The 19,610-nt window shown below is 61.0% G+C and carries 19 protein-coding genes and 1 riboswitch; of the genes, 15 read left to right on the plus strand and 4 right to left on the minus strand.

Features of this window, described 5'->3' with window-relative positions; translation table 11 throughout:
- Window positions 1-105: 105 nt before the first annotated feature.
- From dapD to O4H31_RS02665, 7 genes are all read left to right on the plus strand, one after another.
- Window positions 106-933: a 2,3,4,5-tetrahydropyridine-2,6-dicarboxylate N-succinyltransferase gene (dapD, locus tag O4H31_RS02635; RefSeq protein WP_269342496.1), complete on the plus strand. Its 828-nt coding sequence runs from the start codon at window positions 106-108 to the stop codon at window positions 931-933.
- Between the two features lie 56 nt (window positions 934-989).
- On the plus strand, window positions 990-1,244 hold the full coding sequence (locus O4H31_RS02640) for a GlsB/YeaQ/YmgE family stress response membrane protein (RefSeq protein ID WP_067622328.1): 255 nt from the start codon (window positions 990-992) through the stop codon (window positions 1,242-1,244).
- Between the two features lie 88 nt (window positions 1,245-1,332).
- Window positions 1,333-1,671 carry a hypothetical protein gene (locus tag O4H31_RS02645; RefSeq protein ID WP_067622327.1) on the plus strand — a complete coding sequence of 113 codons (339 nt, stop codon included), beginning with the start codon at window positions 1,333-1,335 and terminating at the stop codon, window positions 1,669-1,671.
- A 101-nt stretch (window positions 1,672-1,772) separates the two neighbouring features.
- The gene (dapE, locus tag O4H31_RS02650; RefSeq protein WP_269342502.1) at window positions 1,773-2,918 is read left to right on the plus strand and encodes a succinyl-diaminopimelate desuccinylase; all 1,146 of its coding nucleotides are present in this window, start codon (window positions 1,773-1,775) and stop codon (window positions 2,916-2,918) included.
- Window positions 2,915-3,484, plus strand: coding sequence for a TIGR04282 family arsenosugar biosynthesis glycosyltransferase (locus O4H31_RS02655; RefSeq protein ID WP_269342504.1), 570 nt, complete (start codon window positions 2,915-2,917; stop codon window positions 3,482-3,484). The genes dapE and O4H31_RS02655 overlap by 4 nt, the downstream gene beginning before the upstream one ends.
- Window positions 3,485-3,516: 32 nt before the next feature.
- Window positions 3,517-5,784, plus strand: coding sequence for a ribonuclease R (rnr, locus tag O4H31_RS02660; RefSeq protein ID WP_269342507.1), 2,268 nt, complete (start codon window positions 3,517-3,519; stop codon window positions 5,782-5,784).
- Between the two features lie 101 nt (window positions 5,785-5,885).
- A complete protein-coding gene (locus O4H31_RS02665; protein WP_269342509.1) occupies window positions 5,886-7,184 on the plus strand; it encodes a lytic murein transglycosylase in 1,299 nt (432 codons plus the stop codon).
- A gap of 33 nt (window positions 7,185-7,217) precedes the next feature.
- Here the strand turns inward: O4H31_RS02665 and O4H31_RS02670 are convergent, their stop codons facing one another.
- Window positions 7,218-8,612 (minus strand): aspartate aminotransferase family protein, encoded by a 1,395-nt coding sequence (locus tag O4H31_RS02670; protein WP_269342511.1) that lies wholly within the window; start codon window positions 8,610-8,612, stop codon window positions 7,218-7,220.
- A 75-nt stretch (window positions 8,613-8,687) separates the two neighbouring features.
- Window positions 8,688-9,389 (minus strand): GntR family transcriptional regulator, encoded by a 702-nt coding sequence (locus tag O4H31_RS02675; protein WP_269342513.1) that lies wholly within the window; start codon window positions 9,387-9,389, stop codon window positions 8,688-8,690.
- Between the two features lie 145 nt (window positions 9,390-9,534).
- Between O4H31_RS02675 and O4H31_RS02680 the strand changes: the two genes are divergently transcribed.
- The 5 genes from O4H31_RS02680 (at window position 9,535) to O4H31_RS02700 (ending at window position 14,868) form a co-directional block, all read left to right on the plus strand.
- Window positions 9,535-10,620 (plus strand): polyamine ABC transporter substrate-binding protein, encoded by a 1,086-nt coding sequence (locus tag O4H31_RS02680; protein ID WP_067622306.1) that lies wholly within the window; start codon window positions 9,535-9,537, stop codon window positions 10,618-10,620.
- A gap of 99 nt (window positions 10,621-10,719) precedes the next feature.
- Window positions 10,720-11,847 (plus strand): ABC transporter ATP-binding protein, encoded by a 1,128-nt coding sequence (locus tag O4H31_RS02685; protein WP_269342516.1) that lies wholly within the window; start codon window positions 10,720-10,722, stop codon window positions 11,845-11,847.
- 2 nt (window positions 11,848-11,849) lie between these two features.
- The gene (locus O4H31_RS02690) at window positions 11,850-12,725 is read left to right on the plus strand and encodes an ABC transporter permease subunit (RefSeq protein ID WP_067622297.1); all 876 of its coding nucleotides are present in this window, start codon (window positions 11,850-11,852) and stop codon (window positions 12,723-12,725) included.
- Window positions 12,722-13,543 (plus strand): ABC transporter permease, encoded by an 822-nt coding sequence (locus O4H31_RS02695; RefSeq protein ID WP_269342520.1) that lies wholly within the window; start codon window positions 12,722-12,724, stop codon window positions 13,541-13,543. The genes O4H31_RS02690 and O4H31_RS02695 overlap by 4 nt, the downstream gene beginning before the upstream one ends.
- On the plus strand, window positions 13,540-14,868 hold the full coding sequence (locus O4H31_RS02700) for an NAD(P)/FAD-dependent oxidoreductase (RefSeq protein ID WP_269342522.1): 1,329 nt from the start codon (window positions 13,540-13,542) through the stop codon (window positions 14,866-14,868). The genes O4H31_RS02695 and O4H31_RS02700 overlap by 4 nt, the downstream gene beginning before the upstream one ends.
- Before the next feature lie 6 nt (window positions 14,869-14,874).
- Here the strand turns inward: O4H31_RS02700 and O4H31_RS02705 are convergent, their stop codons facing one another.
- On the minus strand, window positions 14,875-15,774 hold the full coding sequence (locus tag O4H31_RS02705; protein ID WP_243263231.1) for a rhodanese-related sulfurtransferase: 900 nt from the start codon (window positions 15,772-15,774) through the stop codon (window positions 14,875-14,877).
- A 98-nt stretch (window positions 15,775-15,872) separates the two neighbouring features.
- Here O4H31_RS02705 and pncA point away from each other — a divergent pair, with 98 nt between their 5' ends.
- A complete protein-coding gene (gene pncA, locus O4H31_RS02710; protein WP_269342524.1) occupies window positions 15,873-16,469 on the plus strand; it encodes a bifunctional nicotinamidase/pyrazinamidase in 597 nt (198 codons plus the stop codon).
- A 69-nt stretch (window positions 16,470-16,538) separates the two neighbouring features.
- Complete coding sequence (gene pncB / locus O4H31_RS02715; protein ID WP_269342525.1) at window positions 16,539-17,831, plus strand: nicotinate phosphoribosyltransferase; 1,293 nt, start codon at window positions 16,539-16,541, stop codon at window positions 17,829-17,831.
- A gap of 3 nt (window positions 17,832-17,834) precedes the next feature.
- Here pncB and O4H31_RS02720 read toward each other — a convergent pair whose 3' ends face one another.
- Window positions 17,835-18,845 carry a PAS domain-containing protein gene (locus O4H31_RS02720; RefSeq protein WP_269342527.1) on the minus strand — a complete coding sequence of 337 codons (1,011 nt, stop codon included), beginning with the start codon at window positions 18,843-18,845 and terminating at the stop codon, window positions 17,835-17,837.
- Between the two features lie 176 nt (window positions 18,846-19,021).
- Window positions 19,022-19,239, plus strand: a riboswitch (cobalamin riboswitch).
- A gap of 33 nt (window positions 19,240-19,272) precedes the next feature.
- Between O4H31_RS02720 and O4H31_RS02725 the strand changes: the two genes are divergently transcribed.
- A complete protein-coding gene (locus O4H31_RS02725; RefSeq protein ID WP_082849519.1) occupies window positions 19,273-19,443 on the plus strand; it encodes a CbtB domain-containing protein in 171 nt (56 codons plus the stop codon).
- Window positions 19,444-19,610 lie beyond the last annotated feature (167 nt).

A 19,610-nucleotide genomic window follows, 5' to 3' on the forward strand; every position in this document is an offset into this window, starting at 1 on the left:
TGTTGATCACAGAATGACCACGCCCCTCATCGCCCGGCAATTGCACCCTTGGCGGTGCAAGGCTATAGCCCTCAAAAGGCCTTTTCACATTCGGAGACTTGCCCCATGTCCAACGCCCAACTTGAAACCGCCATCGAAGCCGCTTGGGATACCCGCGATCAGATCACATCCGCCACCACCGGCGAGGTGCGCGACGCTATCGAAGAGACGCTGAATGCGCTCGACAGCGGCCAACTGCGCGTGGCGGAAAAGCAGGACGACGGTCAGTGGCATGTCAATCAGTGGGCCAAAAAGGCCGTGCTGCTGGGCTTCCGCATCAAGGACATGGAACATCAAGAGGGCGGCCCGCAGGGTGCTGGCTGGTGGGACAAGGTCGACAGCAAGTTCAAAGGCTGGGGCGATGCCGAGTGGAAAGAGGCAGGCTTTCGCGCCGTGCCGAACTGCGTTGTGCGCCGCTCGGCCTTTATCGCGCCGGGCGTGGTGCTGATGCCGTCCTTCGTGAACATCGGCGCCTATGTCGACAGCGGCACCATGGTTGACACATGGGCCACCGTCGGCTCCTGCGCCCAAATCGGTAAGAACGTGCACCTGTCGGGCGGCGTTGGCATTGGCGGCGTGTTGGAGCCGATGCAGGCAGGCCCGACCATCATCGAAGACAACTGCTTTATCGGGGCGCGGTCGGAGGTCGTCGAAGGCTGCATCGTGCGCGAAGGTTCGGTGCTGGGCATGGGTGTCTTCATCGGCCAGTCGACCAAGATCGTCGACCGCGAAACCGGTGAGATCATGTATGGTGAAGTGCCTGCAGGGTCGGTTGTCGTCGCAGGCACCATGCCATCGAAGAACAACGTGAACCTTTATTGCGCCGTGATCGTGAAACGGGTGGACGCCAAGACCCGCTCCAAGACCTCGATTAACGAGTTGCTGCGCGACTGAGGGAACCAAATGCCCTGTCATAGCGTTGAGACCTGAATTCAAAGGAGATTAACGACATGACGGGTATCGGTTGGTTTGCCGCAATCATCGTGGGTGGCCTTGCAGGCTGGATCGCAGAAAAAATCATGAAATCGGACATGGGTCTGATCATGAACATCATCCTCGGCATCGTAGGTGCCTTGGTCGCGAACTGGCTCTTGATGTTGATCGTTGGCAGCACGCTGGGCGGTTGGTTCGGTCAGTTGGTGGTCGGCATCATCGGTGCCTGCCTGCTGATCTGGGTCACACGGTTGGTCCGCGGCAAGACCTGATTGCCAAGATCTAAGGGCAGGGGCTCGGCCCCTTTCCAAATCTGAGCGAAAAGGTTAGGGCTGCCGAAAGCAATCGGCGGCCCTTATCATGTCTGAACCCAAGAAAACCAAGAAACCTTCGCGCCAGCAGGTCTTTACCCTTTTGGTTCAGATCGGTCGCAAGGATGGCGATGGCCTGCCCGACAAGGCCACCGGGGCCGCGCTGATGTGTTTCGCCTCTGGTATCGACGAGGCCGAAGCCGTGCGAGAGACTGTGGCAATCCTCAAACAGGCCGACACCAACCCGCTGGACGTGACCGGCTATGGCACGCTGGAAGAGCGCGAGGCCGAGGGCCAAGAGATCGACGGCGAAGAGCGTGAGTTGATGCAGCGCGCACTAGAGGAAAACTCGGTCATCGTCGCCCAAATGACCCCGTTTTTCGACTGACCACGGCCCCACACGGGGAATTGCAGTGCGCCCCCTTGGCATCGGCGCGATTTGCCCACACAAGTTACCGGACAAGCGATAACCCCTGAAAAGGAGCCGATATGTCCGGTCTCGACCCTGTTGATCTCACCGCAAAACTGGTGCGCTGCGCCTCTGTCACCCCCGTCAACGATGGTGCGTTGGAAGTGCTGGAAGAGGTGCTGGGCGCGGCTGGGTTCGACTGCACGCGCGTGGACCGGGGCGGCATTTGCAACCTTTTTGCCCGCTGGGGCAACAAGGGCAACACCAAGTCTTTCGGCTTTAACGGCCATACCGATGTGGTCCCCATCGGGGATGAGACCGATTGGTCGATGCCCCCCTTCGGGGCCGAGATCAAAGACGGCATCATGTATGGCCGCGGCACCACGGATATGAAATCCGGCGTGGCGGCCTTTGTCGCGGCGGCGGTTGATTTCGTGAAGGACACACCGCCCGACGGTGCCATCGTGCTGGCGATCACCGGGGACGAAGAGGGCGATGCCCTCGACGGGACCACGGCGTTGCTGGATTTTATGGCCGAAAACGGCGAACGGATGGATGTCTGCCTTGTGGGGGAGCCGACTTGCCCCGAGACCATGGGCGACATGATCAAGATCGGGCGGCGCGGGTCGATGAATGCGCATTTCAAGGTGACGGGCAAACAGGGCCACGCGGCCTATCCGCACCGCGCCAACAACCCGCTGCCTGCGATGATGCGGCTGATGGACCGTTTGGCGAGCCATGAGCTGGATCAGGGCAGCGATCATTTTGATCCTTCCACGCTGGCGGTTGTAACGGTCGACACTGGCAACGAAGCCACCAACGTGATCCCGGCGCAGTGTCGTGGCGCGGTGAATATCCGGTTCAATGACCACCATTCAGGCGCAAGCCTCAGCGATTGGCTGCGCGGCGAAGCGGATAAAATCGCAAGGGAATTTGGCCTGCAGGTGGATGTGGAGATCAAGATTTCCGGCGAGAGCTTTATCACCCCGCCGGGCGCTCTGTCCGATCTGGTTGCGGGCGCGGTGGAGGCGGAGACGGGCGTAAAGCCAGAGCTTTCCACCACGGGCGGCACCTCGGATGCGCGTTTCGTCAAGGCGCATTGCCCGGTGGTGGAGTTCGGTCTGGTCGGCCAGTCCATGCACCAAGTCGATGAACATGTGCGGGTTGAGCATATCGAACAGCTCAAATCCATCTACACCCGCGTGCTGCGGAATTATTTCACGTGAAACCAACGCTCATCGTTATGGTAAAAGAACCGCATCCCGGTCGGGTGAAAACCCGGCTGGGCCGTGACCTCGGCATGGTGGGCGCGGCATGGTGGTTTCGCCACCAGACGCGCCGCCTGCTGCGCCGCATCGAAGATCCGCGTTGGCAAGTGGTGCTGGCTGTCGCGCCGGATGTCGAAGGGCTGCAAAGCCGGGTTTGGCCCGCGCATTTACCCCGCTGGCCGCAGGGCAGGGGCAATCTGGGCGACCGCATGGCACGGATGCTGCGCGCAGCACCCGGCCCGGCCTGTGTGATCGGCGCGGATATTCCGGGCATCAACCGCAAGGAACTTGCGCTGGCATTCGACGCGTTCGGACGACATGACGCGGTCTTTGGCCCCGCGCCCGATGGGGGCTATTGGCTGGTGGGGTTGAAACACCCCCGCCGCGCACCGCCCAGCCTGTTCGACGCTGTGCGCTGGTCCGGCCCGCACGCGCTGGCTGACAGTCGCGCGACCCTGCCGGGCTACCGCATCGCCACAGTCTCCACCCTGCGCGACGTGGACGAAATTCACGATTTGCCATGACGACAGGGGGGCTGCGTGCTACCTGCTTAGGTATGAGCAAGATACCCAGCAAATCCGAGATCCTCGACTGGATCGAACAGAACCCCACGCTGACCGCCAAGCGCGACATCGCCAAAGCCTTTGGCATTAAAGGTGCCGCGCGGATCGATCTGAAGCGCGTGCTGAAAGAGCTGGAGGCCGAAGGCCATCTGGAAAAGCGCAAGCGCAGCTATCAAGACCCGGATCGCTTGCCGCCGGTCTCGGTGCTGTTGGTCACGGGGCCGGACAAGGATGGCGATCTGTTTGCCAAGCCGATGGAGTGGCATGGTGAGGGGAAAGAGCCCAGCGTGCTGCTGATCCCGCGCGACAGCGACCCCGCCCTTGGCGAAGGCGACCGCATTCTGGCGCGGCTGACGCTGGTGAAGGGCGAAGACCACCACTATGAAGCGCGGCTGATCCGCCGCATTGGTAGCAACCCGAAAAAGGTGCTGGGCATCTTCCGCAAGGCTGCCGAAGGCGGGCGGATCGTGCCGATCGACAAGGGCGCAGACCGTGAATGGCGCGTCGGGGCGGACCATACCCACGGAGCCAAGGATGGCGAATTGGTCGAGGCCGAGCAGGCCGGACCAAAGGGGCGCATGGGCTCTCCCCGTGCGCGAATTGTCGAGCGGTTGGGCGACCCATCAGAGCCGCGTGCAGTGTCACTTATCGCGATCCATCAGCACGGCATTCCCGATGACTTCCCCGATGCGGTGATCGCACAAGCCGATGCAGCGAAGCCACAGGGCCTCAAGGGCCGCGAAGACCTGCGTGATCTGCCATTGGTCACCATCGACCCGTCGGATGCGCGTGACCATGATGACGCCTGCTACGCCCATGCGGATGAAGACCCCAAGAACGAGGGTGGTCATGTCGTCTGGGTCGCCATCGCCGATGTGGCCGCCTATGTCACACCCGGTTCGGCGCTGGATATTGAGGCGCGCAAACGGGGCAACTCCACCTATTTCCCCGACCGCGTTGTGCCGATGCTGCCGGACCGCCTTTCGGGGGATCTGTGCTCATTGCACGAGGGTATGCCGCGGGCCTGTATCGCTGTGCGTATGGTGTTGGACGCCAAGGGCAACAAGATCGGCCATACGTTCCATCGCGGGTTGATGCGCTCGCCCGCGTCATTGCATTACGAAGAGGTGCAGGACGCCATTGACGGCAATCCGAATGACCGCACCGGACCTCTGTTGGAGCCGGTGCTGAAACCGCTTTATGCCGCCTACGCCGCGCTGAAAACCGCGCGGGCCGAGCGGCAACCGCTGGAATTGGACCTCCCCGAACGCCGCATCGAATTGGGCGACGACGGCAAGGTGAAATCGGTCAACTTCCGCGAACGGCTCGACGCGCATAAGCTGATCGAAGAGTTCATGGTGCTGGCCAATGTCGCCGCTGCCGAGACCTTGCTGAAAAAGAAAACGCCGCTGCTGTTCCGCATCCACGAGGAGCCCTCACCGGAGAAACTGGAATCCCTGCGCGAGACGGCGCAGGCGGCTGGCTTCACGCTGGCTAAGGGGCAGGTTTTGCAGACCGCGCATCTTAACCGGCTGTTGGATCAGGCGGCGGGGACGAATGATGCGGAACTGATCAACCTCAGCACTCTGCGGTCGATGACGCAGGCCTATTACGGCCCTGCGCATATCGGGCACTTTGGCCTCGCCCTGCGGTCCTACGCGCATTTCACCTCTCCGATCCGGCGCTATGCCGACCTCATTGTCCACCGCGCCCTGATCACGGCGCATGGCTGGGGCAAGGACGGTTTGACCCCGGAAGAGATCGAAGGACTGGAACAGACCGGCGTGCATATCTCGGACACCGAGCGGCGCTCGATGGTGGCCGAGCGCGATACGACCGACCGCTACCTCGCTGCCTTTCTGTCAGAACGTGTCGGCAATGAGTTCACCGGGCGCATCAGCGGCATCGCGCGGTTCGGCGCGTTCGTGAAGCTGGACGAAACCGGCGCGGATGGGTTGGTGCCGATGCGCTCTTTGGGGCGCGAGTATTTCCACCATGATCCAGAGGCGCAGACGCTGATGGGGTCCGATACCGGCATGATCATCGGCATCGGCCAACGGGTGACCGTACGGCTGGCCGAGGCGGTGCCCGTCACCGGGGGCATCGCGCTGGAACTGCTTGAGATCGAAGATCAGAAGGTAAAACAAGGCGGGGGCGCTGGTCGGCGCAGCCCGGCGGGGCGCAACCCGCGCGGCAAGGCCGTGAAAGCCAAGCGCAAGAAGGACAAGATCAAGCGCAAAGTAACCCGCACCCGCCGCTGAGGCGGCAAACAGGCGGAGCTTCGCGGATGGCCGCGCCCCTCCCTTTCCACCGGGGCGGGGCGGGCATAGGATTTATCGCAACTCTATGAGGTGAGGCGATTATGATCCGGCACTACGCGATGATTTCAGGCATTCTTGCGACCGCAGGCATGGGGGCTCCGGCCTTTGGGTCGGGCCCTTCTGAATCCACGCGGCCCGCGCCGCGCACGTCGCAGGCCGTGGTTGTTTCCGCCACCCCGGCAGAGCAAACCACCCCTGCAGAGGTGACTGGCGATGAGGCCGGGCTGCGCGCTTGGGTGACGGAATTCCGGCCCCGCGCCCTGCAGCAGGGCATCGACCCGGATGTTTTTGACCGCGCGCTGGATACGGTGCTCTATGATACCGAGGTGATCCGCCGCGACCGCAACCAATCAGAGTTTACCAAAACGATCTGGGATTACCTCGACACCGCGACCTCGGATCTGCGGGTGCAGAACGGGCAGAAGGCATTGGCCCAGTGGGAGCGCACGCTGGAAGATATCGAAATCAAATATGGCGTGGAGAAAGAGATCGTCACCGCGATCTGGGGGCTAGAGAGCGCCTATGGCAGCTTCCGGGGCGGCGACAGCGTGCTGAATTCGCTGGCCACCCTTGCCTATGACGCGCGGCGGGCAGAATTTTTCGAAGGCGAATTGTTGGACGCACTGCGCATTTTGCAGGCGGGTGATACCGATGCCGAGCAGTTGCGCGGCTCTTGGGCGGGCGCGATGGGGCATACGCAGTTCATGCCGTCGTCCTTCCACGCCCATGCCGTCGATTGGGACGGTGACGGGCGGCGGGACATTTGGGGCGACAACCCCAGCGATGCGCTGGCCTCTACCGCGGCATATCTCAAGCATTTCGGCTGGACGACAGGTCAGCCTTGGGGTGTCGAAGTGGCCCTGCCCGAGGGGTTTGATTATCTGCTGGCCGACCGGGAGGTGACCAAGACGCCGGCTGAATGGGCCGACCTTGGCGTGACCGCGCTGAGTGGTGACGCGGTGGCGGATCACGGGCCCGCGTCAATCCTGCTGCCCGCAGGCGCGCAGGGCGCAGCCTTTATGATCTTCCCGAATTTCGCGGTGATCGAGCGCTATAATACGGCGGATGCCTATGTCATCGGGGTGGGTCATCTGGCCGACCGTATCGGTGGCGCGGGGGAGATAAAGCAAGAGTGGCCCCGCGAGGACCGCGCGCTGAGCTTTGATGAGAGGATCGAAATGCAAACCCTGCTGACAAAGGCGGGTTTTGACACGCAAAAGATCGACGCCAAGATCGGCCCGCTGACCGTCAATGCCGTGCGCAGCTATCAGCAGTCCGAAGGGATCGCGCCGGATGGCTACGCTTCGCCCCGGCTACTGGCCCGACTGCGCGACGAATAAAGGGCCGCCCCCAAACGGGGGCAGCCCGGTCGTTCAGGACGCAGCTTTCAGCATGTCCTTGTCTTTCAGGTCGGCATAGGTCGCATCTAGCGCCTTGGTCGCCCGTGCGGCGAAGATCTTGATCTCTTCGGGCGTGATGACCAGCGGCGGAGAGATGATCATCCGGTCGCCGACATGGCGCATTACCAGATTATTGGCAAAGCAATGCTCCCGGCAGGTGTAGCCAGCGACGCCCCCATCCGCGAATTGCACACGGCTTTCCTTATCCGGCGTCAGCGGCAGAGATGCCATCAGGCCGGAAACGTTGACCCCGCCAACCAGCGGATGCTCTCCCAGCTTCTCCAGCGCCTCCTTCAGCGCGGGGGCGGCGACGTCTCGCACATGGTCGACGATGTTCTCTTCTTGCATGATGCGCAGGTTTTCCAGCGCCACGGCGGCGCAGACCGGGTGACCGGAATAGGTGTAGCCGTGGTTGAATTCGCAAGCGTTGATGACCTCGGCCACTTCGTCACAGACAATCGACCCGCCAATCGGCGCGTAGCCCGAGCTGAGGCCCTTGGCGATGGTCATGATATGCGGCTTGATCCCCATGGTTTGCGAGCCGAACCAGTTGCCTGTCCGGCCAAAGCCACAGATCACCTCGTCGGCGATCAACAGAATGTCGTGTTTGTCGCAAATGCGCTGAATCTCGGGCCAGTATGTGCTGGGCGGAATGACAACCCCGCCTGCGCCCTGCACGGGTTCGGCAATGAAGGCGGCGACCTTGTCGGCACCCAGTTCGACGATCTTCGCGTCCAGCTCCTGCGCCCGTTTCAGGCCGAAGTCCTCGGGCGACATATCCCCGCCCTCGGCATACCAATCGGGCTGGCCGATATGATGGATGCCGGGGATCGGCAGGCCGCCTTGCTCATGCATATAGGTCATGCCGCCCAGACTGGCCGACCCGACCGAAGAGCCGTGATAGGCATTCTTGCGGCTGATGATATGGCTCTTCTCTGGCTTGCCCTTTTGCGCCCAATAGGTGCGGACCATGCGCAGGTTGGTGTCGTTCGCCTCTGATCCGGACCCGGCAAAAAAGACGTGGTTCAGATCACCGGGGGCGAGGTCGACCAGTTCCTTGGCCAGCGCGATGGCGGGCACATGGGTCGTTTGGAAGAAGGTGTTGTAATAGGGCAGTTCGTTCATCTGCCGCGCGGCCACCTTGCCCATCTCTTCGCGGCCATAGCCAAGGTTCACACACCACAGCCCCGCCATCGCATCGAGGATTTCATTCCCCTCGCTGTCGGTCAGATAGATGCCCTTGGCCCGCGTGATGATGCGTGCGCCCTTGTCGCCCAATTCATCGTTGGTGGTGAAAGGATGCATATGATGCGCCGCATCAAGCGCCTGAAGGTCCGCGGTGGGGAGGTGATTCGTAATGGGCGGCATGTCTGTGCACCTTCTATCTGCGTGAAAAATAAGCTTCGCTGCAGAATATGATCAAATTATAGCATGTCAATCGAATCAACGCGGAATGGGCAACCCATCAAGGGCGGCGCGGATTTGGGTCATTCCTTGTGCAACATCGCCCGCCATGACTTCACCCGCCAATGCGGCGTCGCCCTCGGCAAAGGCTGCAAGAAGCTCTGCGTGTTTATCGGGCAGATTGCTGGTGCCATAGCGCCCGCAAACCACGCGAAGCGAGGGGCCGAAACGCAGCCACAGCCGGTCCACCGTGGCGGCCATGATGGGCGCTTCGGCAAGGTCGTAGATCATCCTGTGAAAGCTGTAGTTCTGCATCAGATAGCCACCGACATCGCCCCGATCAATGGCAAGGTTCAGCGCGTTGTCGCAATCATGCAAAGCGTTCAAACGCGCGTCTGTCATGCGGTTTGCGGCGCGTTTGGTCAGTTCCGGCTCTAGCGTTTCACGCATGAATCCCAACTCTTCCAGCCCGGCGTGGGTCAGCTCTGGCACGGTGACACGGCGGTTGCCTAAATGGGTCAACGCCCCTTCGGAGATCAGGCGTCGGATGGCCTCGCGCACGGGCGTCATGCCTGCATCAAGCGCGGCGGTCAGACCTTGGATCGTAACCCCCTGTCCGGGGGCCAAATCGCCAAAGAGAATCATCTTGCGCAGACGTTCGTAAACATGCTGATGGATTGGTGTCTTGACCGCCGCATCGGCGGCGGGAAGCAATCTCGGATCGGTCTTTTCTGAACCCATGGGAGCGGTCTTTCCGTCTTGTTTCGCCGTGTGTTGCAGCATTTCATTCTGCATGAAAGCATAAACCATCTTGCCCGAGGAGGCAAAACTTGATCAAATTGACGAAAGGTGGGGATCAACCCGACCTGTCTAACGGGAGTATGAAATGAAACATGTGCTACTAAGCAGCGTCGCCGTCGCCACCTTGATGGCAGGTGCCGCCACTGCCGAAACGGTCCGCGTCTACAACTGGTCCGACTATATCGACGAATCCCTGCTGGATAAATTCGAAGAAGAGACCGGCATCGAACTGGTCTATGACGTGTTCGACAGCAACGAAGTGCTGGAGACCAAAATGCTCGCCGGTGGGTCGGGCTATGACGTGGTCGTCCCCTCGGGCACCTTCTTGCAGCGCCAGATCACTGCCGGGGCATTCCAGCCGCTGGATGCCTCCAAGCTGCCCAACCTTGAAAACATGTGGGATGTGGTTTCCTCGCGGACCGAACAATATGATCCCGACAACGCGCATTCGATCAACTACATGTGGGGCACCACAGGGATCGGCGTGAACCTCGGCAAGGTCAAAGAAGCTTTGGGCGAAGACGCCCCGGTCGATTCGTGGGATCTGGTTTTCGACCCTGCCAATATGGAAAAACTGGCCGATTGTGGCGTGCATTTCCTCGATGCCCCGGCCGAGATGATCCCGGCGGCGCTGAACTACATCGGCGAAGACCCCAACAGCCATGACCCGGATGTGATCGCGAAGGCGGAGGAGGTCTTCATGCCGGTCCGCCCCTACATCCAAAAATTCCACTCCTCGGAATATATCAATGCTTTGGCCAACGGTGATGTCTGCGTCGCAGTCGGTTGGTCCGGCGATATTCTGCAGGCCCGCGACCGCGCGGCCGAAGCCGACAACGGCGTCGAGATCGCCTATAACGCCCCCTCCGAAGGGGCGCAGATGTGGTTCGACCAGATGGCCATCCCGGTCGACGCACCGAACCCCGAAGGCGCGCATAAGTTCCTGAACTTCATCATGGACGCCGAGAATATGGCGGCAGCGTCGAACTACGTGTACTACGCGAACGGCAACAAGGCCTCGCAAGAGCATTTGGTCGAGGATGTGATCGGCGACCCGGCGATCTACCCTTCCGAAGCGGCGCTGAACAACCTGTTCACCACCACACCCTACCCGCCGAAAGTACAGCGCGTGGTGACCCGGCTCTGGACCAAGATCAAGTCTGGTACCTGATCCGAGACAGGGGGTGCGGCCAGTCTGGTCGCGCCCCTTTTTCTTGCCCCGCGACCCGATCAAAGCCCGAGCAAAGCCCGATCAAAGGATGTCTCAACCGTGAGCCCAACCGTCTTCGCCCCCTGGAACGACCCCGACGAAAAACCGCTCATTCGCTTTAAGAATGTAACCAAGAAATTCGGTGAATTCGTCGCCATCGACGACCTGTCTTTGGACATTTACGCACAGGAATTCTTTGCCCTGCTGGGCCCGTCGGGCTGCGGTAAGACAACGATGATGCGGATGCTCGCGGGGTTTGAAAACCCGACATCGGGGCGGATCGAACTGGCCGGGCAAGACATCGGCCCGGTGCCGCCGAACAAGCGGGCGGTGAACATGATGTTCCAGTCCTACGCGTTGTTCCCGCATCTTAGCGTCTGGGACAACATTGCCTTTGGTCTGCGCCGCGACAAAATGGACAAGGACGCGATTGCGGTCCGTGTGGCCGAGATGCTGAAACTCACCCGGCTAGAGAAATTCGCCCGCCGCAAACCGCATCAGATCTCCGGCGGCCAACGGCAGCGCGTAGCACTGGCGCGGTCGCTGGCAAAAGCGCCGAAGCTTTTGCTTTTGGATGAACCCTTGGGCGCGCTCGATAAAAAGCTGCGCCAAGACACCCAGTTTGAACTGATGGACATTCAAGAATCCACCGGCACCACCTTTGTCATCGTGACCCACGACCAAGAAGAGGCGATGACCGTCGCCTCCCGCGTGGCGGTGATGGACGAGGGGCGCGTCATTCAGGTGGCCACCCCGGCCGAGATCTATGAGGCACCCAATTCCGTCTATGTGGCCGACTTCATCGGCGACGTGAACATCATCGAAGCCAGCACCAAGGCCATTGGCCAAAACCAATATCATCTGAACTGGATCGACGGGCAGCCGCCGCTGACCGCGACCTCTGCCGTGCCGTTCAGCGAGGGGCAGCAGGCCCATCTGGCGATCCGGCCCGAGAAAATTCGTATCTCGACCGACCGGCCCGAGGATGCGCCCAACGCGCTACAGGGCAAAGTGCTCGACATCGCGTATTTGGGGAACCTCTCTACCTATCACGTCGAACTGCCCGGGGGGCAGGTGATCAAAGCGCAGACGGCCAACACCCGGCGCATCGCGCGGCGTGACATCACCTGGGAAGACCCGGTTTGGATTTCATGGAGCGCCACCGCAGGCGTCTTGTTGGCGCAATGAATATGCGTCGCTTCGCCCTGATCGCGGTCCCCTATTTCTGGCTGCTGGCGCTGTTTCTGGTGCCTTTCCTGATCGTTTTTAAGATCTCGCTGTCCGACACGGCGCTGGCGATTCCGCCCTACACGCCGACCATCAAGGATGGCATCGGCGCGCTGATCGCCCAATTGGATTTCGAGAATTTCACATTCCTCGCCTCCGACGATCTGTATTGGAAAGCATACCTTAGTTCGCTGCGCATCGCTGTGGTCTCAACCATCTTTACGCTGTTAGTCGGCTATCCCATCGCCTACGGCATGGCCCGCGCCCCCGAAGAGTGGCGCGCCACATTGATGATGTTGGTGATCTTACCCTTCTGGACCTCCTTCCTGATCCGCGTCTATGCGTGGATGGGCATTCTCAGCAACGAAGGGCTGCTGAATCAATTGCTGATGTGGGTGGGTGTAACGGCAGAGCCTTTACAGATCCTTAATACCAATACGGCAGTCTATATCGGCATCGTCTATACCTACCTGCCCTTCATGATCTTGCCGATTTACGCTGCGCTGGACCGTCTGGATGAATCGCTAAACGAGGCGGCTGAGGATCTGGGCTGTTCGCGGCTGCAAGCCTTCTGGCTGGTGACGATCCCGTTGTCGCGCAATGGCATCGTGGCGGGCAGTTTTCTGGTCTTCATCCCCGCCTTGGGCGAATTCGTGATCCCCTCGCTGCTGGGCGGGTCGGGCACGCTGATGATCGGCAAGGTGCTTTGGGAAGAGTTCTTTAACAACCGCGACTGGCCGGTGGCGAGTGCGGTTGCCGTGATCTTGCTGCTGATCCTGATCATCCCGATCATCCTCTTCCAGCGCAACCAGCAGAAACAGGCGGAGGCCGAACAATGAAGCGGATGACATGGTTCAACGTGACCTCGCTCACGCTGGGGTTTGCCTTTCTTTACCTGCCGATGATCATTCTGGTGATCTACAGCTTTAACGCCTCTAAACTGGTGACGGTCTGGGCCGGCTTTTCGACCCGCTGGTATGGCGAATTGCTGCAAAACGAAGCCTTCTTGAACGCCGCTTGGGTCACGATCAAGGTCGCGGTGATTTCGTCGTCGATCGCCACGGTGCTGGGTACGATGGCCGCCTATGTGCTGGTGCGCGGCGGGCGGTTCATGGGGCGGACGCTGTTTTCCGGCATGATCTATGCGCCACTGGTGATGCCTGAAGTCATCACCGGCCTGTCGCTGCTGCTCTTGTTTATCGGCATCGGGCTGGACCGGGGGGTGCTGACTATCGTGCTGGCGCATACGACCTTTTCGATGTGCTATGTCTCGGTCGTCGTGTCTTCGCGGCTGGTGTCCTTTGACCGCTCGTTGGAGGAGGCCGCGCTTGATCTTGGCTCGTCTCCTTGGGAGGCGTTTCGTCTGGTCACCCTGCCGATCATCGCACCTGCGGTGATCTCGGGCTGGCTTTTGGCCTTCACGCTCAGCCTTGATGATCTGGTGATCGCCTCCTTCACCGCCGGGCCCTCGGCGACGACGCTGCCGATCAAGATCTTCAGCGCGGTGCGTTTGGGGGTTTCGCCTGAGATCAACGCGCTCTCGACGATCATGATCGCCATCGTCACCGTGGGGGTCATCACCGCCTCGCTGGTCAGCAAGCGCTCAAGCCTACGCGCACAGGAGGAGACGCGTGCGGCGGAACGGCCTGCCACATGAGGCGCATCTACCCGGCCTTCGCCTATTCCGAAGCACCCCGCGCGGGCTGCTGGTGGGATGAAACCTGCGCCGCGCCGGATCGTCCGGCGCAGCAAGGGGACGCGCAGGCCGATGTGGTGATCATCGGCGGCGGGTTCACCGGCCTCAACGCGGCGCTGCATCTGGCGCAGGCCGGGGTAGGGGCCACGGTGCTGGAGGCCGAGCGTGTGGGTTTTGGCGCATCTGGCCGCAACGGGGGCTTTTGTTGTCTTGGCGGCGGGATGTTGGATGACCCCACGCTTGATCGCAAATTCGGGCGGGAGGAGCGGCTTGCATGGCGGCAGGCCGAGAAGGCCGCGATAGGGCAGGTAGAGAATTTCATCACCACCCGCGGTGTCGACGTAGACCGGCATTCCCAAGGCGAAACCCAACTGGCCCACCGCCCGCGCGATTTTGATGAGATGCGCGGCAAGCTGGACTATTACGCAGAGAACTACGGCGTCAGTGCGCGGCTGACTGAAAAGGCCGACTTGGCCGCTGAGGGGCTGAGCGCCGGCTTCGAAGGCGCGATCACCGTGCCAATTGGCTTTGGTCTCAACCCCCGAAAGTACGTAACCGCCCTAGCGCAGGCCGCCGAAGAGGCGGGTGCCACGATCTATCACGACAGCCCAGCCCTCAACGTGACCCGCCGCGATGGTGTATTCGATGTCACTACGCCTAGGGGGTGCATCCGCGCCGAGCGGGTGATCATCGCCACCAATGGCTATTCCTCCGAAGACCTGCCGCCGTGGCTTGCTGCGCGTTACATGCCGACGCAGTCCAGCGTGATCGTGACCCGCCCAATGACCGAGGCGGAGTTGTCTGCCCAAGGCTGGACCAGCCGACAGGCCTCCTATGACAGCCGCCACCTGCTGCATTACTTCCGGCTGATGCCTGACAATCGCATGTTGTTCGGTGTGCGCGGTGGGCTGCTGTCTAACCCAGCGTCCGAGGCGCGCGCCCTACGCCGCGCACGGGCGGATTTCGAGGCGATGTTCCCCGCGTGGCGCGATGTAGAAACCCCGCACGGCTGGTCCGGCATGGTCTGTATCGCGCGCAACCGGATGCCCTTTGTGGGCGAGGTGCCGGATCAACCGGGCATGTTCGCGGGGCTGTGTTACCATGGCAATGGCGTGGCGATGGGCAGTTATTCCGGCGCGCTTTTGGCTGATCTGGTACGCGGCAAAACGCCAGAGCGGCCCTATCCCGCTCCCATGCGCGCCCGGCTAGCACGGTTCGAGTTGGGCCGCTTTCGCCGGGCGGTCATGCCTTTTGCCTATGCGGGGTTCGCGCTGTCGGATCGTTGATGGCTTTTAGCCCTGCTCCCGCGCGGCACGTTCTTTCGCCAACATGATCTGGCGCTGACGTTCGCGGAATCGTTCCTTGTCAGCCTCCGAAGTCTCTTCCGCACACTGATGACAGGAAACGCCAGCCTCATAGGCGGGGTGTTTCGTATCCTCAGGCAGGATCGGACGGCGGCACCCGTGACAGAGCATATGCGGCCCTTCGCGCAGCCCGTGGCCGACGCTGACGCGGTTGTCGAAGACAAAGCAATCGCCTTCCCACGTGCTTTCCTGTTCGGGCACCTCTTCGAGGTATTTCAGGATGCCGCCCTTAAGGTGAAAGACATCCTCAACGCCCTGACCAATGAGGTAATTGGTTGATTTTTCACAACGGATGCCGCCGGTACAGAACATCGCGATCTTCTTATTGTGGAAGCGGTCTTTGTTCGCCTCCCACCACGCGGGGAATTCGCCGAAGCTTTCGGTCTGCGGGTCGACCGCGCCTTCAAAGGTGCCGATAGCCACTTCGTAATTGTTGCGCGTGTCGATCACCGCCACATCGGGCGAGCGGATCAATTCGTTCCACTCTTTGGGGTCGACATAGTGCCCCACCTTGGCGCGCGGATCGACATCGGGCTGGCCCATAGTGACGATCTCGCGCTTGATGCGGACCTTCATCTTGCCAAAAGGCGGCTTGTCGCTCGTCGCCTCTTTCCACTCCAGATCCGCGCAGCCGGGCAGGGCGCGGAGATGGGCGATCACCGCGTCGATCCCGGCGCGGGGTCCGGCGATCGTGCCGTTCACCCCTTCGGGGGCCAAAAGCAGCGTGCCCATGACCGATTGCGCCTCGCAAAGCGCGAGCAGCGCAGGCTTGAGCGCGGCGGGATCCTCAAAGCGGGTGAAGTGATATAGGGCGGCAATGGTATACATAAGCGTCAAATAAGCGCTTCGGGCGCAAAGCTCAATCCGGGGCGTGCCATTGACCTAACCCACCTGCAGCCCTACCCCTTTCGTTAAGGAGAATGCCCATGACCCATGCCCTGATCGTGATCGATGTCCAAAATGATTTTTGCCCCGGTGGCGCGCTGGAAGTGCCGCAAGGCGATGAGATTCTGCGTGGCATCAACGCGCTGATGCCCGAGTTTGACGCAGTTGTTCTGACGCAAGACTGGCACCCGGCGGGGCATTCGTCATTCGCGTCTTCGCATGACGGCAATGCGCCTTATGAAGTTGTCACCATGCCCTATGGCCCGCAGGCGCTTTGGCCCGATCACTGCATTCAAGGCAGCATCGGCGCGCAGTTCCATCCTGATCTGCAAACAGACCGGGCCGATCTGATCATCCGCAAGGGCTTTAACCCCGACATCGACAGCTATTCGGCGTTTTTTGAGAATGATCACAGCACCCCCACGGGGCTTGAAGGTTACCTGCGCACCCGCGGGATTGAACGGCTGACGATGGTCGGGCTGGCACTGGATTTCTGCGTGAACTTCTCGGCAGTGGATGCGGCGAAACTTGGGTTCAAGGTCGATGTGCGCGAAGACCTGTGCCGCGCGATTGATTTGGACGGATCGCTTGGCCAATCCCGCGAAGGGATGCGCGCCGCCGGGGTCACGCTGGCCTGAGCCGCCGCTTTCCACTTGCCCATCTGCCCGCCCCCTTGGCATGAAGGGGCATGCAATAAGGAACCTCCCATGGTCGACATCGCCACCCGCGTCTATAACCACAAGTGGAAGATCGACCCCATCGTGCGGTCGCTGATCGACACGGATTTCTATAAGCTGCTGATGTGCCAATCGGTGTTTCGCAACAAGCCGGACACGCAGGTTACCTTTAGCCTGATCAACCGCTCCACCCACATCCCGCTGGCCAAGCTGATCGACGAGGGGGAGCTGCGCGAGCAACTCGATCATATTCGCTCGCTCAGCCTCAGCCGGGGCGAAAGCACTTGGCTGCGCGGCAATACCTTCTACGGCAAGCGCCAGATGTTCCGTCCCGATTTCATGGAGTGGTTCGAAGGCATGCGCCTGCCGCCCTACCATCTGGAGCGGAAGGACGATCAATATGAGCTGACCTTTGAGGGCAAGTGGCACGAGGTCATGCTGTGGGAGATCCCCGCACTGGCGGTACTGATGGAGCTGCGCAGCCGTGCAGCACTTGATCCGATGGGCAAGTTCGAGCTTCAGGTGCTTTACGCCCGCGCCATGACCCGAGTTTGGGAAAAGATCGAAGCGCTGCGTGAGGTGGATAACCTCTCGATCGCTGACTTTGGCACCCGGCGGCGGCATTCATACCTGTGGCAAGACTGGTGCGTGCAGGCGATGCATGAGGGGCTGGGCAATGCTTTCACTGGCACCTCTAACTGCCGCATCGCCATGATGCGTGAGCTAGAGGCGATTGGTACGAACGCGCATGAGTTGCCGATGGTCTATGCTGCCTTGGCCGATGATGACGCCGAGCTTGCCCGCGCACCTTACGACGTGCTGTCGGATTGGCACGATGAACACGAAGGCAATCTGCGGATCATCTTGCCCGACACTTACGGCACCAAGGGTTTCCTTGATCACGCGCCCGACTGGCTAGCGGGCTGGACCGGCATCCGCGTCGACAGCGGTGATCCGGCCACGGCGGCGCAGACGGCCATCGACTGGTGGCGGGCCCGCGGCGAAGACCCGACGACCAAGCGGGTGATCTTTAGCGATGGGCTGGATGTCGACAAGATTAAGGAGTTGCACGCGCAGTTCGCGGGCAAGGCCAAGGTCTCCTTCGGCTGGGGCACCTTGCTGACCAATGACTTCCGCGGATTGGTGCCGAACGATGCGCTGGCGCCGTTCAGCCTTGTCTGCAAAGCGGTCAGCGCCAACGGGCGGCCTACGGTCAAACTCTCGGACAACCCGAACAAGGCGATGGGTCCGACGGATGAGATCGCGCGCTACAAGCGGGTCTTCGGTGTAGGGGAACAGACCGCGCAGCAGGTGATCGTCTGACAGTCAGCCGTCCGCCGTGGCGGTCATCGGGAATTCCGCCGTGGCGATCAATCCGTCGGGCTGCCAGTCATAGTGCAAAGTGCCACCGACCGCGCGGGTCAGCGATTGGATGATCCGCGACCCGCTGTCGCGATCAGACTTGGTCACCTTCGGCCCCCCGATTTCCTGCCAGACGAAACGCAGGCGGGCGGGTGCTTGATGGACTGCGATGTCCAGTGATACCTGCCCGCTCTCCGTGCTGAGCGATCCATGTTTCACCGCATTCGTCGCCAATTCATGCAGGGCCAGCGTCAGGGGTGAGACAAGCCGATGTGATATCAGCGGGTTGTCTCCAGAGAGGGTGATCTGCTCTTCGGTTGCTGAGGTATAGGCCCGCATGATCGGTCCCATTAACGTCTCGAAATCCACCTCTTGCTGGTCACTGCGGCCAATCGTGTCGAAATGCGCAGCACCCAAGGCTGACAGCCGGTCAATTACCTTATCAGCAAAGGCCCCGGGCGTGGGCTCCTCTCGGGCGGTAATGCGGACCATGGCAGTCATAACATTAACGATATTACGCAGCCGGTGCAGCAGTTCATCGTCTGCCAGTTGGCGGTGTTCGCGCTCCACCCGGCGACGCTCAGAGACATCAAGCTGAGAGCCGAAGAAATAGATCAGCTTGCCGTCTTCATCATTGATCGGGCCAAGCTGCAGCGCATTCAGAAAGCGGCTGCCGTCTTTGCGGTAGTTCACGATCTCCACCGTATCAACCCGGCGGTCCAAGAGAATCTGGCGCACCGTCTCCACGCTTTCGGGTGTCGTGTCCGGGCCTTGCAGAAACCGGCAATTCTGACCGACGATCTCTTCCATGCGGTAGCCGGTAAGGTCGGTGAAAGCCTCGTTGACATAGACAATCGGATTGTCCGGCAGCGTCGGGTCGGTGATGCACAATGGTAAGCGGGCATAGCGCACGACCTTGCCAAGAACGTCTTCGTTCAGAGCAGGCCGACTGGCGGAGACCGTATCATTGTTCATAAAGTGCCGCCCTTCGTCCGAAACTAGCCGGTAATGTGCCCCGTGCGAGGCTTCTGGGTCAACCCGCATACTGGGTTCAAGGAATGTTTATCTACTAGATACGGTATGCCTCGTGGCGTTTCGCGCGGCAGTGGGGGTGAGGGGCCAAATGCGGCTTGTCAACGCGGGTCGAAAATGCGTAATTGAACACGCTTGGTGTCCCGAGAAGCGCCTTTGGGTGTGGGACCGAAAAGGGAATTCAGTAAGGGGTCGCAAGACCCCGAAGCCGAAGCCGCCCCCGCGACTGTAAGCGGTGAGCCAATGCCCCTCGTGCCACTTGTCCATTCGGACGGGGAAGGCGGGCAAAGGCCACGACCCGCGAGCCAGGAGACCTGCCAAGCGAATGAAACGCTAGATGCCGTCGGGTGTGACGGTAAGGAGAATGAAGATGACGACAATGATTAAGACCGCCGGTGCCACGCGCAGCAAACTCGTACCGGCGCTGTTTGCCGCCGTATTGGGTGTGGCTTTGATGGCGCTGACCGGCCATGTGCAGGCCGCAGCACTGCATGATGCCGCCCATGACGTGCGCCACGCGACAGGCTTTCCCTGCCACTAAGCGCCCGTGTTCGGTATCACAGCGGTCCGGGCTGCCATCACGCAGTCCGGCTGTCTGTGATTCTGGCTTTCTTTCCATGCCCGCCTCTTGCCGATTTGCCTGCGCCCGCCCTTCACCGTGTCGGCAGGGCTTTGGCACATCTTGAGGCTGGGTAATGTCCTCGGCCC

It is taken from the genome of Sulfitobacter dubius, from assembly GCF_027214245.1.
Lineage (GTDB): Bacteria > Pseudomonadota > Alphaproteobacteria > Rhodobacterales > Rhodobacteraceae > Sulfitobacter > Sulfitobacter dubius_A.

What these genes read in the sequence shown, in the direction of transcription:
- dapD (WP_269342496.1), top strand. Translation starts at nt 106, where the DNA reads ATGTCCAACGCCCAACTTGAAACCGCCATCGAAGCCGCTTGGGATACC.
- O4H31_RS02640 (WP_067622328.1), top strand. Translation starts at nt 990, where the DNA reads ATGACGGGTATCGGTTGGTTTGCCGCAATCATCGTGGGTGGCCTTGCA.
- O4H31_RS02645 (WP_067622327.1), top strand. Translation starts at nt 1,333, where the DNA reads ATGTCTGAACCCAAGAAAACCAAGAAACCTTCGCGCCAGCAGGTCTTT.
- dapE (WP_269342502.1), top strand. Translation starts at nt 1,773, where the DNA reads ATGTCCGGTCTCGACCCTGTTGATCTCACCGCAAAACTGGTGCGCTGC.
- rnr (WP_269342507.1), top strand. Translation starts at nt 3,517, where the DNA reads ATGAGCAAGATACCCAGCAAATCCGAGATCCTCGACTGGATCGAACAG.
- O4H31_RS02665 (WP_269342509.1), top strand. Translation starts at nt 5,886, where the DNA reads ATGATCCGGCACTACGCGATGATTTCAGGCATTCTTGCGACCGCAGGC.
- O4H31_RS02670 (WP_269342511.1), bottom strand. Translation starts at nt 8,612, where the DNA reads ATGCCGCCCATTACGAATCACCTCCCCACCGCGGACCTTCAGGCGCTT.
- O4H31_RS02675 (WP_269342513.1), bottom strand. Translation starts at nt 9,389, where the DNA reads ATGGGTTCAGAAAAGACCGATCCGAGATTGCTTCCCGCCGCCGATGCG.
- O4H31_RS02680 (WP_067622306.1), top strand. Translation starts at nt 9,535, where the DNA reads ATGAAACATGTGCTACTAAGCAGCGTCGCCGTCGCCACCTTGATGGCA.
- O4H31_RS02690 (WP_067622297.1), top strand. Translation starts at nt 11,850, where the DNA reads ATGCGTCGCTTCGCCCTGATCGCGGTCCCCTATTTCTGGCTGCTGGCG.
- O4H31_RS02695 (WP_269342520.1), top strand. Translation starts at nt 12,722, where the DNA reads ATGAAGCGGATGACATGGTTCAACGTGACCTCGCTCACGCTGGGGTTT.
- O4H31_RS02700 (WP_269342522.1), top strand. Translation starts at nt 13,540, where the DNA reads ATGAGGCGCATCTACCCGGCCTTCGCCTATTCCGAAGCACCCCGCGCG.
- O4H31_RS02705 (WP_243263231.1), bottom strand. Translation starts at nt 15,774, where the DNA reads ATGTATACCATTGCCGCCCTATATCACTTCACCCGCTTTGAGGATCCC.
- pncA (WP_269342524.1), top strand. Translation starts at nt 15,873, where the DNA reads ATGACCCATGCCCTGATCGTGATCGATGTCCAAAATGATTTTTGCCCC.
- pncB (WP_269342525.1), top strand. Translation starts at nt 16,539, where the DNA reads ATGGTCGACATCGCCACCCGCGTCTATAACCACAAGTGGAAGATCGAC.
- O4H31_RS02720 (WP_269342527.1), bottom strand. Translation starts at nt 18,845, where the DNA reads ATGAACAATGATACGGTCTCCGCCAGTCGGCCTGCTCTGAACGAAGAC.
- O4H31_RS02725 (WP_082849519.1), top strand. Translation starts at nt 19,273, where the DNA reads ATGACGACAATGATTAAGACCGCCGGTGCCACGCGCAGCAAACTCGTA.